Origin of the sequence: Flavobacterium sp., assembly GCF_043722275.1 — a bacterium.
Lineage (GTDB): Bacteria > Bacteroidota > Bacteroidia > Flavobacteriales > Flavobacteriaceae > Flavobacterium.
This window is the reverse complement of sequence record NZ_JAYSPC010000063.1, coordinates 95,191-108,699: the sequence shown is the minus strand read 5'-3', so window position 1 is coordinate 108,699 and position 13,509 is coordinate 95,191. Positions and strand designations below refer to the sequence as shown.

Sequence of the window (13,509 nt, the reverse complement as noted above, 5' to 3'; positions counted from 1 at the left end):
AAATTTTGTTTCGTAAAATATTGAAAATAAGGTATATATTTACATAAGCGTTGAATGTTATTCATGAAATTAAAGCTTTCAAATGATAAGATTTTTAAAAAATAAATACTTTCATCATTATAAAATCTTAGGGTTAGTCTTATTTATTTCAGTCAATTCAATTGCTCAGGTTCAAAATACTTCTTCTGAATTATGTCAGCCAAGAACAATTTTAGAAATCTTTAAAAAGAAAGATTCCGTATACGTTATTAAACCCACAAAAAACAATTTTTTCTTAGTTATTCCCGCAATTGGTTCTCAACCCGCAACAGGATTTTTCTTTGGTGGAGTTGCGCAATATACCTTTAAAGGAAAAAAGGAATCAGATAAATATTCTGTTGCAAATCTTGGAATAACATATACCGCAAAAAAACAATTACTGGTCAACGTAAAAAACAGTATTTTACTCAAAAACAACAAGATTTTTTTAAGTGGAGATTATCGATTGTACATTTTCTCCCAGCCCAATTATGGCTTGGGAACTAATATAATTCCGAATCATAGCAATAAAGAAGGTTTTAGTATTGATTCGATCGCGCAACCTATGGATTACGATTATTTTAAGTTTCATCAAACTGTATCTTTTGAAGTGTATAAGAATTTTTATGTAGGCGGAGGAATAAATCTCGATTGGTATTCCAGTATAAAAGATAAGAATCTGGATGTCGAAAACGGAAATTATACGTACCATTATAATTACAGTCAAAAACATGGATTTAATGATTTAGAATATTTCTTAAATGGCATAAGCCTTAATTTAGTTTTCGATTCCAGAGACAATCAGGTAAATGCAACCCGCGGATGGTTTGCTAATATCAACTATCGTTTTAATCCTGTTTTATTTAATAATCAGGATTACAGCAATGTTTTGTATGCAGAATATCGCCATTTTATACCCGTTTCAAGCAAGGATAAAAGATATATTTTAGCCATCTGGACGTACGGGCAATTTGTAACACGAGGAAAAGTTCCGTATTTAAATTTACCCGCAATAGGTTGGGATCAGCGCAGCAGGAGCGGAGAAGGATATACGCAGGGATTATTTAGAGGTAATGGATTAATTTACCTTTCAACCGAATTCAGATTCCCAATAACCTGCGATCAAATGATAAGCGGAACCGTTTTTACCAATTTTGTAACAGCAAGTAATGTCGATAATAAAATACCACTTTTTAACTCAGTTCAGCCTGCAGCAGGAATTGGTTTGCGAATTTTAATCGACAAAAAAACACGTACCAATCTAATTGTTGATTATGCCTGGGGAAATAATTCGAAAGGATTTTACTTAAATGCAGGAGAATCTTTTTGAGTTTTAATCTTAAAAATTAGTCTTTTTTATCCCCATAAATCATTCTTTAAAATACAAAAGCATTCATTATCGTGAATGCTTTTTTTGTGGTTACGAAAAGCTATTGTTCATAATTAAATCATAATTTATAAGTATTGTGATTTTTATTTTTAAACTCAATCCTTATTTTTGTTATACATACATGAATCAAAATGAAATTACTGATAGTCGAAGACGAACCAAATCTTTTATCCATTTTGCGTAAAGGATTTGCCGAAAATAATAACGAAGTTAGTGTCGCCATGGATGGCACAACGGCGCTTGAAATGCTTCATAATTATAATTTTGATGTTGTGATTTTAGATGTTATGTTGCCGGATATTAACGGAATAGAAATTTGCAGACGTTTGCGTGCCAGTAAAAATTTTATTCCCGTTTTGCTTTTAACAGCCCTTGGAACTTCAGAAAATATTGTAACCGGACTCAACGCCGGCGCTGATGATTATCTGGTTAAACCATTTAAATTTGGAGAACTTGATGCCAGAGTAAATGCTTTGCACAGAAGAGCACATCAGGAAACCGAAAAAATTGACACCATAATAGTTGGCGATTTAGAGATAAATGCACGTGCTAAATCAGTAAAAAGAGACGGTGAATCCATAATTTTAACCGCCAAAGAGTTTAAATTATTGTATTATTTAGCTAAAAACAGTGGAAGAATTGTTTCCAGAGATCAAATTTTAGACAATGTCTGGGATATTAATTTTGATATGAATACAAATGTTGTAGATGTTTATATCACTTATTTACGAAAAAAAATAGATAAACCTTTTGCTACCAAACTCATTCATACCATGAAAGGTTTAGGTTATGTTATAAAACCATAAAATGGATATCAGAAAAAGAATCACATTTACTTATGTAGCACTTTCCACCTTTAGTACTTTACTATTGTGTATTGTTGTTTTTGTTTTGTTTCGGGAAAATAACCGCTATCATTTTTTAAAGCGATTAGAGGACAGAGCTAAAATTGTGGCTTCGATTCATTTTCAAAACGATCCTGAAAAAAGTAAATATTATAGTGAATTAAAAAAGAACGGACTTGAAGAACTTATTGAGGAAGAAGAATTTGTTCTAAAAATAAACAGCGCCAATAGTTTTGATTATAATACCAAATTAAATTTACCAAACGAGTTTTATACCAATGTTTTAAAAACCGGAGAAGACTATTTTGAAGTAAACAGCAAATATTATTTAGGACAGGTTTTCAAGGAAAACAATCAAAAATACATTGTAATAGTTGGCGCAAGAGACCGACGAGGAAAAACCACAACCATTTTTATTGCAAAAATATTAGTTTTTGGAGGCTTCGGATTCATCCTTTTAGCCTTCTTTTTAGGACGTTTTCTGGCGAAACGTGTTATTAATCCTGTTGCAAGAATTACTAAAGAAGTAAATAGAATTAGTGCTTCAAACCTTCATAACAGATTACCGGAAGTTAAAAACTCAGATGAAATTTCGGATCTTACCGAAACATTTAATGATATGCTGGATCGTTTGGAAACCTCATTTGAAATTCAGGCGAATTTTATAAACAATGCTTCACACGAATTAAAAACGCCAATTACAACCATTATTGCCGAGTCTGAAATTATGCTTCTTAAAGAAAGAGACGTTTCAGAATATGTAGAATCTTTAGGAAATATTTACAATCAGGCTTCTAAATTAGGAAACCTGACCGAAAGTTTACTAAAACTGACACAAACGGGTTACGACGGTAAAAAACAAGTATTGGATATTGCCAGAATCGACGAATTATTAATGGACGTAAAATCTGATCTTGATAAAATTTATCCTGACAATCGTGTGAGCATGAAATTTAATTTTGCTCCCCAAGATTCTAATTTGCTATTAATTCCGTGTAATAAACCGCTTTTAGAGCTTGCTATCAATAATATTGTTACAAACGGAGTAAAATATTCTGATAATAATGAAGTTTTTGTAACGCTTACTGCCAACCAGGAATCGATTAAAATTGCTATCAATGATATCGGTATAGGAATTCCGCCCGAAGATATTCCGCATTTGTATGAACCATTTTTTAGAGGAAAAATTGCAACCAAATATATAGGTTATGGTTTAGGACTTCCTTTAGCGTCTAAAATTATTCGCATGCACGATGGCGAAATACAAGTTCAATCAGAACAAAATAAGGGAACAATTGTAACCATCGTTTTCAATAAATCAAAAATCAGGAAAAACAACATTAAAAATTCTAATGTTGAATCTTAGAAAATTCTAATTTTAAATTAAGACCCTTCTAATTTTGCAGGACTTATTTTGTATGTATAAACTCAACGATTATACATATGAAAAATTTCCTAATACCTACGACTTTAAAAGATGATACTATTTGTGCTGTAAAGTCAGCAGTAGATCAGGCAAAATCATCAGGTTGTGAAATCATTTTAATGATGGTTTCAGATGCTCCAGATACTTTTTCATCATCAGGATATTTGCGCGAAATGCGTACAGGGCTTACCGCAAGTCAGGAAGAAGTACTTGAAACTTGTCGCTACATTATAGACCACGCACCAAACTGCAAAATAAAAGTACACAACCAGTACGGACTTTCATCTCCTGTTTTTAAACGCATTATAGATGTTTTCTCAGTAAAATTAATTGTTTTAACGAACTCTTATAAACAGGAAACAAAGCGAATTCATCAATATCTGATACAATTGGCAGGAAATCAAAAATGTCCAATTTTACATTTAGGAACAGAAAAATACAAAGAAGATTTCAATAAAGCACTTTACATCGAAAACGCTCGCGCCAATATGCATGTAAAGGATGTTCAGCAATTTTTGAATGATAATTTTTCATTCGAAATTGTAAGTCAGACCTCTAATTTTGATGATGACTACGAAAAATTCGCACCTTATTTATCAGAAGCAATTTCAAAATACGATATCGATTTGTTAGTTGAAACCCGTAAAGGAGAAAAAATCAAATTCATGAAAACTAAAAAAGAAAATGTAAACGACAAACTAGGACTTCCGGTTTTGTCATTATACGAAGAATTGGCATAAAACCAAATAACTTCTAAAAAATATATATGTTTAATTTAAAACCGAAAATATGTTATTAAAGAAAAGAATACCAATGAAGTACGTTCTCGGAAAAATTAAAGTAGAATTAGGTCTTGTATTGACTTATACGATTTTGTTTGAAATTTTTCATCATTATTTTATCAGCGTTGCCGTTGATATTCCAATTGCAATACCAACAATGGTAGGAACAATTATCTCACTATTACTGGCTTTTAAGTCAAATCAGGCATATGACAGATGGTGGGAAGCACGAATTATTTGGGGATCAATTGTAAATGAGTCCAGAACTTTAGTAAGGCAAATGTTAACCTTTTATAAAGATCCGGAGTTTACAGTAGAAGCAAATGAGTTCAAAGAAAATTTTACAAAAAGACAAATTGCATGGTGTTATAGCTTAGGTCAGGCGTTGCGTAATAAAGATGCCGTAAAACCAATCAAAGAGTTTATTAGTGAAGAAGAACTGAATTTTGTAAAAAATCATCAAAATGTTCCAAATGCAATATTATTGCTTCACGCAAGAGATTTAAGAATTGCCAGAAAAGACAAAAAACTTAACACGTATCAACAAGTAGAAATTGACAATACATTGTCGCGATTATGTGATGCAATGGGAAAATGCGAGCGTATAAAAAATACTATTTTTCCAACAACATATAGCATGTATATTAGAATGACATTGTGTTTGTTTATTTTATTATTGCCTTTTGGATTAGTTAGTTTATTAAGCTGGTTTGCTATTCCATTGATTACTATTATTGGAGGAATGTTCTTTTTGATCGAAAGAATGGCAATCCATTTACAGGATCCTTTCGAAAACCGACCAACAGATACACCGGTTACAACAATTTCGAATACAATCGAAAAGAACCTGATGCAAATGTTAAACGAGTATCAAAGTGAATTTGATATTATTAAGGAATTTGACCTTAAACCCGAAGCTAAAAAAATAGATAATGCTTATTATGTTTTATAATTAAAATTGATTTTGGTTTCAATTTGTTTAGCCGGACAACATGTATAAAAACTGTTGTCTGGCTTTTTTTATGAATACATCAAGTGTAATTATCAAACGGATATTTTTTTGTCATTTCGACGCAAGGAGAAATCACACACGTAACTCCGCTCAGAAAGGCGCCAATCTTTGTAGAGTTTCTTGTGTGATTTCTCCTTGCGTCGAAATGACAATATTGTGTATTTTATCTAATGAATTTTAATTACCTATGAAGCAATTTACCTAAAATTTGTATCGATTGTCTCAATTCATTCGTCCAGGGTAAACCAAAACTCAATCTCATACAATTTGAAAACTGATCCTGAAAAGAGAAAATTCTGCCAGGTGCAATACTAATTTTATGCTGCATGGCAAGATGATAAAAAGCCGCCGTATCAATACTTTTATCCAGTTCTATCCAAAGAAAAAATCCACCTTGCGGCTGACTTACCTTAGTTCCTTTAGGAAAAGATTCCAAAACAGTATTAATGTAATTATTGCAATTATGGTTCAAAATCTGACGTATTTTCCTTAGATGATTCTCATATCTGCCATTTTTAAGAAAATCCCCAACAACCTGATGCGTAATAGTAGGCGAGGAAAGCGAATGATAAATTTTGTTGCGTAAAATCTCTTTTTTAAATTTACCAGGTGAAACCCAACCCACACGATATCCCGGAGCCAGAGTTTTAGAAACCGAACTGCAACACAATACAATTCCGCTTTCATCATAAGTTTTACAATTTGTGGGTCGGCTTGCGCCAAAGTACAAATCGCCGTGAATATCATCTTCAATCAACGGAATATTATAAAACTCCATCAATTTAACCACCTCAATTTTATGTTCAGCCGGCATCATACTTCCGGACGGATTACTAAAATTACTCATCAGCAAACACAATTTCACCTTTTTAGTCGAAAGTGCTTTTTTTAATGCGTCTAATTCAATTCCCGTAGTCATATTTGTAGGCAATTCCATAATGTACAATCCCAGAGACTTAGCCAGTTGCAGAATACCAAAATAAGCAGGACTTTCAGTAATTATCGTATCTCCGGGTTTCGTCAGCGTCATTAAACAATGCGATATTGCACTTGTACAACCCGGCGTTGTAATAATATCCTCTTCCGTCAGCGATCCGCCCCATGTAAACGACCATCTGGCAATTTCCCTTCTTAAATTTGGATTTCCTTTTACCTGTTCATAACTTGTTCCGCTATTGGGCAATTCTCGCATCGCCTGAATCATTCCCTTGTTTAATTTCGCAATTGGCAAAAGCTCATTCGACGGAAATCCCAACGAAAGCATCGTAATATCTTTATCCGTCATATTACCGTAAACCTGATCGATCAAATCCTCACGATCCACATTAAGACATTTTAAAACAGGGCTGCTTGGCGAAGGTTCAGTAATAATTCGTGCCGACGTATTACTTACATAATAACCGGATTGCGGGCGCGATTCAATTAGCGATCTGCTTTCGACTTCATAATAGGCTTTACTTACTGTGCTCATGCTGTAGCCGGTTTCAGCGCATACTTCACGGATCGACGGCAGTTTATCGCCAACATTTAAAACACCTGATTTTATCTGTTTTTCGATCCTGTCAGCAAATTGCAGATACAAGTAATTGGAATTTTTCATAAAAAAAACTGTTATGGTGCAATTTACAAAAACTGTATCTGTATTGCTGTTTTATTTTTTAGAAATTTGCTTTAATAAGAAAACTAAACAAAACCAAGATTCGTGAAAACAACAAAATACTACACAGCTGCAATTACCTGCTTTATAATCTGGGGATTTTTTAGTTTGGTTTTAAAACCAATACACGCATATCCATCACTTGATATTTTATTCTATCGCGTTTTTAGCTGTAGCATCTTAATGTTGATTATTGCTTTTACATTCAAAAGAAAAAGAATCAAAGAAGCCATCGAAACCTTTAAATCAATGACAGCTTTCGAGAAACGCAAAACAGTTTTATTAAACTTCGGCGGAAGCGTATTTTTAATGGCAAACTGGTTTACATTTATCTATGTAATGAATCATGTTAGCGTAAAAGCCACTTCATTAGCCTATTTGGTTTGTCCCATTTTAACCACATTACTGGCGTATTTTATATTGCATGAAAAACTAAGCAAAACCCAATGGATGGCAGTAGGACTAAGCATTTCCGGCTGTGTACTTTTATCATATGCTAATATTATGGACATGTTTTTCAGCATCATTATTGGTTTTACTTACGCCTCATATTTAGTAAGTCAGCGTGTCAATAAAGGTTTTGATAAATTCATAATCCTGACATTTCATATTACATTGGCGGCTTTATTTTTAGTGCCTTTTTATCCCGCATATAGCGGACCAATTCCAACAGAATTTAAGTTTTATTTCTGTATAGAAACCATAGCGATTCTGTTTACGATTTTCCCGCTGTTCCTAAATTTATATGCACTTTCCGGCATTAATTCATCAACAGTAGGAATGCTTTTAAACATAAACCCAATGATTGCTTTTCTATTGGCAATTTTCGTTTACCACGAACCCATCGGGAACATACAAGTTATAGCATACAGCATTATTTTTCTTGCTGTATTAGTTTTTAATTCACATCATATTTTTGCCATAAAGCAAAGATTCACCACAATATCCAGAGATTCGAAGTAACGTTAGGTTATTATATTTTTATTGGTTTAAAGTATTAATTACCAGAATCTTTACAGGATATTTAAACAGGAATGAAAATACTCATTCCTGTTTTTTTTTATTTGTGCAGTTTTGCCACGAATTCACGAATTTTTTTATTCAGTTTATTAATTAAAATAATTCGTGAATTCGTGGCGAAAAAACTTAAACTTTCCAGATTTAGCAGATAAAATTCGTGAAAATTAGTGCAATTCGTGGCAAACCCCTTTTTTACTTTCAATAAAAGTTTATTTAAAATTACCAGAATCTTAACAGCGTATTAAAGCAGGAATGAGTATTTTCATTCCTGCTTTTTTATGCAATAAAACGTAGAAAAAAGTTGCCACAGATTTTACGGATTAAAATGCTTTTTTAAAGTATTGTAATCATTTAATCTGTAAAATCTTTGGCAAAAAAACAATACAAACCGAACTATATTTATATGAAAAACACCAAACTTCAAGCCTTTATTCCGTTATTTTATTTAGTGTGGTCTGATGATTTGCTGACTCAGAAAGAGTTTACAACCATTCAGAAATTTATCAATGATTTGACATGGCTTTCGCCCGAAGAAAAACAGCAACTTATTTCAAGATTAGATATTTCAAATCCGCCTTCGCGAAATGAACTCGCACAATGGAAATCAGATATTGAAAACAGCATTCATAGCAAAGAAGATATAAAATCAATATTTGAGATTGCCGTAGCACTTTCAGAAAAAGATCTTGACATTTCGAAATTACAATCTGATTTTATAAAATTAGAAAATGACCTAGGAATTTTAGGCGAAGAAGCACTTCAGAATTTCAAAACCAAAGCCAATTCGTTTACCGCAAATTCACAAACCAACAGCGATTTTGATATTCAGAAAATAACAGCCATTTTAAACGGAAAAGAAGCTGCGATAATCAACAAAGTAAAATCGGTTATTTCAAGACCGGAATTTGCTTATGAAACTTCGACAGACATAAATGTATATCGTCAAACCGTTTACAATTGGTGTAAAATTTTAGCAGAAGAAAATCTGGGAAATATGGCATATCCTGCACGATATGGAGGAGGAGAAAACATAGCCGATTATTTTGCAGTAATGGAAACCTTAAGTTATCACGATTTGAGTTTAGTGATAAAATTTGGCGTTCAGTTTGGGCTTTGGGGAATGAGCGTTCAATCCTTAGGAACCGAAAAACATTATGCCAAATACTTAAATGATATTGGAAGTTTAAAAATTCCGGGCTGTTTTGCAATGACCGAAACACATCACGGTTCAAACGTAAAAGGACTGGAAACTACAGCAACTTATAATCATAACGATCAAACGTTTACGATTCATACGCCCAATAAAAACGCGCAGAAAGAATATATTGGTAACGCCGCAGTTCACGGACAAATGGCAACCGTTTTTGCAAAATTAATTATCGACGATCACGATTATGGAGTAAATGCATTTGTGGTTCCGCTAAGAGATACGAACGGAAATACCTTAAACGGAATCACAATAGGCGATTGCGGACATAAAATGGGATTAAACGGAGTTGATAACGGAACAATTAGTTTTGATAATGTCGTGATTCCGAAAGAAAATATGCTGGATCGTTTTGCCTCCGTAAATGATAAAGGAGAGTTTGAAAGCCCGATTCCAAGTGATAACCGACGTTTCTTTACTATGTTAGGTACTTTGGTTGGAGGACGAATCGGGATTCCGCGTTCCGCTTTGGCGGCAGCCAAATCAGGATTAACAATTGCGATTCGATACAGCGATCAACGCCGACAATTTGGACCAGAAGGCGGATCAGAAGTTCCGATTTTAAATTACAGAATGCACCAACGCAGATTATTTCCTCCGTTAGCAAAAACCTACGCCATACATTTTGCTCTGCAATATCTTACGAAACGTTTCCTGAATAAAACCGAACCGGAAATGCAGGAAATTGAAGCTCTTGCTGCCGGAATGAAATCATATTCGACCTGGTCAACACGAGATATTTTACAGGAATGCCGTGAAGCAATTGGCGGAAAAGGCTATTTATCTGAAAACCGAATTGATGCGCTAAAAAATGACACCGAAATATACACGACTTTTGAAGGAGATAATACGGTTTTGATGCAATTAGTAGCTAAAAACCGTTTGTCTGAATTCAGAAAATCGTTTGGAGAAATGGGAGCTGCAGGAATTATCAATTATGTATATGAAAATGCAAAAACAGCTATAACAGAAAAAAATCCAATTGCAACCCGCAAAACAGATGATGAACATTTATTAGACGAAGAGTTTCATTTACAGGCTTTTATTCATCGAGAAAAAACCATTTTGGCTTCTGCCGCACGACGTATTAAAAAATTAGTCGACGGCGGTTTAGAACCTTATGACGCTTTTAATGTCGTGCAACATCAAATGATAGATGTCGCTCAGGCATATTTAGAAAGAATAGTTTTAGAGCAATTTCAATTAGCAATAAAAGAAGTTGAAGATGAAAAATCAAAAGAAATTTTGACAAAACTAAATCATCTATACGCGCTTTCTCAAATAGAAAAAAACAAAGCCTGGTATCTTGAAGATGGTTATATGGAAGCCGTAAAAACAAAAGCAATCCGTAAAATGGTCAATCAGCTTTGTTGGGATATTCGCCCCGATGCCGTTTCATTAGTCAATGCTTTTGACATTCCGGAGAGTTGTTTGGCGGCGCCAATTGCTGTTAATTTAGAAGAAAGAGAATAGAGTCAAGATTTTAGAAGAAAGAGAATAGATTATGGGGGAGCTTTGTCAAGTTTAAAACTTTGACAAAGCTTTTTTTGCCACAGATTAAAAAGATTAACACAGATTAAAAAAATTACACTAAAAATTTGGTCTGCGCATTTTTGTCATCCCGAGGAACGAGGGATCTCCGCAAGAAACTTCTCATGCAAAAATTACCAATCTTTGTCGAGTTACTAACGGAGATCCTTCGTTCCTCGAATGACAATCTTTACCAAAAGAAAAATCTGCTCAATCTGCAAAATCTGCGAGAAAAAAACAAACACCTAGCAAATACTACAGCAAAAACAACTTAGCTATAAAATTATTTATATCATAAACCAATCATCCAACCCTAAATCATCGTTTTATTAAAATAACTCGCCTTCTCAAAATCTTTTATATTGATTGAAATCACCGGAACTTCAGGAAGAATCTCATTCAGTTTGGTAACAATTGTTTTTGATAAATTTGCTTTTTGATCCGTATTTCGACCTTCCATGATATATCCAAATACATGAATAAAATCATCAAGGGAATTTCCGTTATTATAATATGAAAACGGATTGATACGAACTTTAATTTCTGATTCAATAAAAAGATCTGTTGATAATGCCGAATTAAAAACTTCATGCATAATATCATCCGCAGATTTTAACCGAATCACATTTTCTGAACAATCAATAATAAAATGAGGCATTGTAAATAGTTTTAAATTAGTAATTAATATACTCAAATTTACATAAAACATTCGAGTGTAAATAACTATTTACCTATATGAATTGATGTAGAATGAAATGACTTTTAAACAAATCAAAAAACTATGTTTCTATATGTTAAAATAAATTCTCAAAGTTTTCATATAATTTTTCTGTTACGAAATCCAAAATTTGCGACCTATAAATAATTCACATTTGTATTCACACTTTCTTATATTTGTGAGTCTCATTATATTTTAATTGTTTTGAAAAATTTTCTGTCGTTTATTCTGTTCATTCTTTTAAGTAGTCCTGTTTATTCATCGGATAGCACAGATACTATTTTGGCAAAATTAAATGACGCTCTTAGAAATAAAGGACATTATGTTCGTTTAAAAGAAGAACGTATTGCGAACTTCAAAAAAATAAAATCCGAAGATTTAACGAAGGAACAAGATTACAATTACAACAAAACATTATATACAGAATATCTGAAATTCAACTCAGATTCGGCTATTTTTTATGTCAAAAAGAATCTGAAAATTGCCAATGAACTTCAGAATCAGGAATTATTTAATCTCGCAAATTTGCAATTGGTTACGCTATATTCCTCTTCGGGAAAATACCGCGAATCTGAAGCACTTTTAAAAAATATAGATAAAAATACATTATCGCGATCTTTGCTTCAAACCTATTATGTTGCGTATCGTGAATTTTTTGAGCACTATGCCGCAAATAGTTACGATATAAAATACATTCAGCAAATACGCCAATATCGTGATTCATTAGTTACTGTTTTAGATCCCAATACGCTGAACTATCAAATTACTAAGATTCAGCAAGTAATGGCCAGGAAAAATTTTGCTCTTGCCGAAAAACAATTACTGCAATTATTTAGTACAATAAAAGAAGATAATTCGCAATATGCAATGATTACCTATCTTTTAGGAAGTATTTATGAAGCAAAACATCAATTAGAATTAAGAAAAAAATACTACGCACTTTCTGCAACTTCAGATATTAGAAATGCCAATAAAGACAATGCTTCGCTACAGGAATTGGCGTTGGTTTTTTATCAGGTTGGAGACGTTGATATGGCATATAAATTGACCCAATCGGCAATTGAAGACGCACTTTATTGCAACGTTCAGTTTAGAACCTTGTTAATGTCCGAAGTGTATTCGATCATTAATACCGCTTATTTAGAAAGAGAAGCGAAGCGAAAAACCGAATTACAATTGTATCTTTTATGCATCAGTTTATTGTCGGCATTTTTGATTGTGGCAGTAATTTACGTGTATAAACAAATGAAAAAAGTGTCCAGAATTCGTGGAGAACTTTATGAAACGAGCCAGAAATTAGCCGAATTAAACAAAGACATTACAGAAACTAATAATCAATTGCAGGAACGTAATGCGCAATTATCAGAATCAAATCATATTAAAGAGGAATATATCGCCCACTTTTTCAGCCTTTGTTCTACGTACATTAACAAGCTGGAAAATTACCGCATTATTTTAAACAAAAAAGCTACGGCGAAACAGTTTGATGAGATTTATAAAATGTTAAAATCAACTACTTTGGTTGATAACGAACTGGAGGAATTGTACAAGAACTTTGATATTATCTTTTTGAATTTATATCCCACTTTCGTAAAAGATTTCAATGCGCTTTTAATTAAAGAGGAACAAATCATTTTGAAACAAGGAGAACTTCTAAACACAGAACTCCGAATTTTTGCTTTGATTCGGTTGGGAATTACCGACAGTGTAAAAATTGCCGCGTTCCTGAGATACTCTTTGAGCACGATTTATAATTACAGAACCAGGGCCCGAAATAAAGCCGCAGTTTCCCGAAATGATTTTGAAGAAATGGTCATTAAAATTGGCTTAATTTCATTAAAAGACTAATTTTTTATTTTATAATCACTACTTTTTTTGATCGATATTTTTTGTTAGTTATTTGA

10 protein-coding genes are annotated in these 13,509 nt (G+C 32.9%); 8 read left to right on the top strand and 2 right to left on the bottom strand.

What is annotated here, in order from left to right; all coding sequences use genetic code 11:
* The first annotated feature begins 82 nt into the window (after positions 1–82).
* The 5 genes from ACHZDT_RS08895 (at position 83) to ACHZDT_RS08875 (ending at position 5,413) form a co-directional block, all read left to right on the top strand.
* On the top strand, positions 83–1,348 hold the full coding sequence (locus ACHZDT_RS08895) for a BamA/TamA family outer membrane protein (protein ID WP_394774273.1): 1,266 nt from the start codon (positions 83–85) through the stop codon (positions 1,346–1,348).
* Positions 1,349–1,539: 191 nt separating this feature from the next.
* Positions 1,540–2,214 (top strand): response regulator transcription factor, encoded by a 675-nt coding sequence (locus tag ACHZDT_RS08890; RefSeq protein ID WP_394774272.1) that lies wholly within the window; start codon positions 1,540–1,542, stop codon positions 2,212–2,214.
* A 1-nt stretch (position 2,215) separates the two neighbouring features.
* Positions 2,216–3,619 carry an ATP-binding protein gene (locus tag ACHZDT_RS08885; protein ID WP_394774271.1) on the top strand — a complete coding sequence of 468 codons (1,404 nt, stop codon included), beginning with the start codon at positions 2,216–2,218 and terminating at the stop codon, positions 3,617–3,619.
* Positions 3,620–3,696: 77 nt separating this feature from the next.
* Entirely contained in the window at positions 3,697–4,419 is a 723-nt protein-coding gene (locus ACHZDT_RS08880; protein ID WP_394774270.1) for a universal stress protein, read from the top strand.
* Between the two features lie 49 nt (positions 4,420–4,468).
* The gene (locus ACHZDT_RS08875) at positions 4,469–5,413 is read left to right on the top strand and encodes a bestrophin family protein (protein WP_394774269.1); all 945 of its coding nucleotides are present in this window, start codon (positions 4,469–4,471) and stop codon (positions 5,411–5,413) included.
* A gap of 241 nt (positions 5,414–5,654) precedes the next feature.
* On the opposite strand, the gene ACHZDT_RS08870 is transcribed toward ACHZDT_RS08875, so the two are convergent.
* On the bottom strand, positions 5,655–7,073 hold the full coding sequence (locus tag ACHZDT_RS08870; RefSeq protein WP_394774268.1) for a PLP-dependent aminotransferase family protein: 1,419 nt from the start codon (positions 7,071–7,073) through the stop codon (positions 5,655–5,657).
* A gap of 102 nt (positions 7,074–7,175) precedes the next feature.
* Here ACHZDT_RS08870 and ACHZDT_RS08865 point away from each other — a divergent pair, with 102 nt between their 5' ends.
* Positions 7,176–8,093, top strand: coding sequence for an EamA family transporter (locus tag ACHZDT_RS08865; protein ID WP_394774267.1), 918 nt, complete (start codon positions 7,176–7,178; stop codon positions 8,091–8,093).
* A gap of 460 nt (positions 8,094–8,553) precedes the next feature.
* On the top strand, positions 8,554–10,830 hold the full coding sequence (locus ACHZDT_RS08860) for an acyl-CoA dehydrogenase (RefSeq protein ID WP_394774266.1): 2,277 nt from the start codon (positions 8,554–8,556) through the stop codon (positions 10,828–10,830).
* Between the two features lie 370 nt (positions 10,831–11,200).
* Here ACHZDT_RS08860 and ACHZDT_RS08855 read toward each other — a convergent pair whose 3' ends face one another.
* Complete coding sequence (locus tag ACHZDT_RS08855; protein ID WP_394774265.1) at positions 11,201–11,545, bottom strand: 5-carboxymethyl-2-hydroxymuconate Delta-isomerase; 345 nt, start codon at positions 11,543–11,545, stop codon at positions 11,201–11,203.
* Positions 11,546–11,809: 264 nt separating this feature from the next.
* Here ACHZDT_RS08855 and ACHZDT_RS08850 point away from each other — a divergent pair, with 264 nt between their 5' ends.
* Positions 11,810–13,453, top strand: coding sequence for a DUF6377 domain-containing protein (locus ACHZDT_RS08850; protein ID WP_394774264.1), 1,644 nt, complete (start codon positions 11,810–11,812; stop codon positions 13,451–13,453).
* The last annotated feature ends 56 nt before the right edge of the window (positions 13,454–13,509 follow it).

Excerpts from the sequence above, each read along its gene's own strand:
- ACHZDT_RS08895 (WP_394774273.1), top strand. The coding sequence starts at position 83 with ATGATAAGATTTTTAAAAAATAAATACTTTCATCATTATAAAATCTTA.
- ACHZDT_RS08890 (WP_394774272.1), top strand. The coding sequence starts at position 1,540 with ATGAAATTACTGATAGTCGAAGACGAACCAAATCTTTTATCCATTTTG.
- ACHZDT_RS08885 (WP_394774271.1), top strand. The coding sequence starts at position 2,216 with ATGGATATCAGAAAAAGAATCACATTTACTTATGTAGCACTTTCCACC.
- ACHZDT_RS08880 (WP_394774270.1), top strand. The coding sequence starts at position 3,697 with ATGAAAAATTTCCTAATACCTACGACTTTAAAAGATGATACTATTTGT.
- ACHZDT_RS08875 (WP_394774269.1), top strand. The coding sequence starts at position 4,469 with ATGTTATTAAAGAAAAGAATACCAATGAAGTACGTTCTCGGAAAAATT.
- ACHZDT_RS08870 (WP_394774268.1), bottom strand. The coding sequence starts at position 7,073 with ATGAAAAATTCCAATTACTTGTATCTGCAATTTGCTGACAGGATCGAA.
- ACHZDT_RS08860 (WP_394774266.1), top strand. The coding sequence starts at position 8,554 with ATGAAAAACACCAAACTTCAAGCCTTTATTCCGTTATTTTATTTAGTG.
- ACHZDT_RS08855 (WP_394774265.1), bottom strand. The coding sequence starts at position 11,545 with ATGCCTCATTTTATTATTGATTGTTCAGAAAATGTGATTCGGTTAAAA.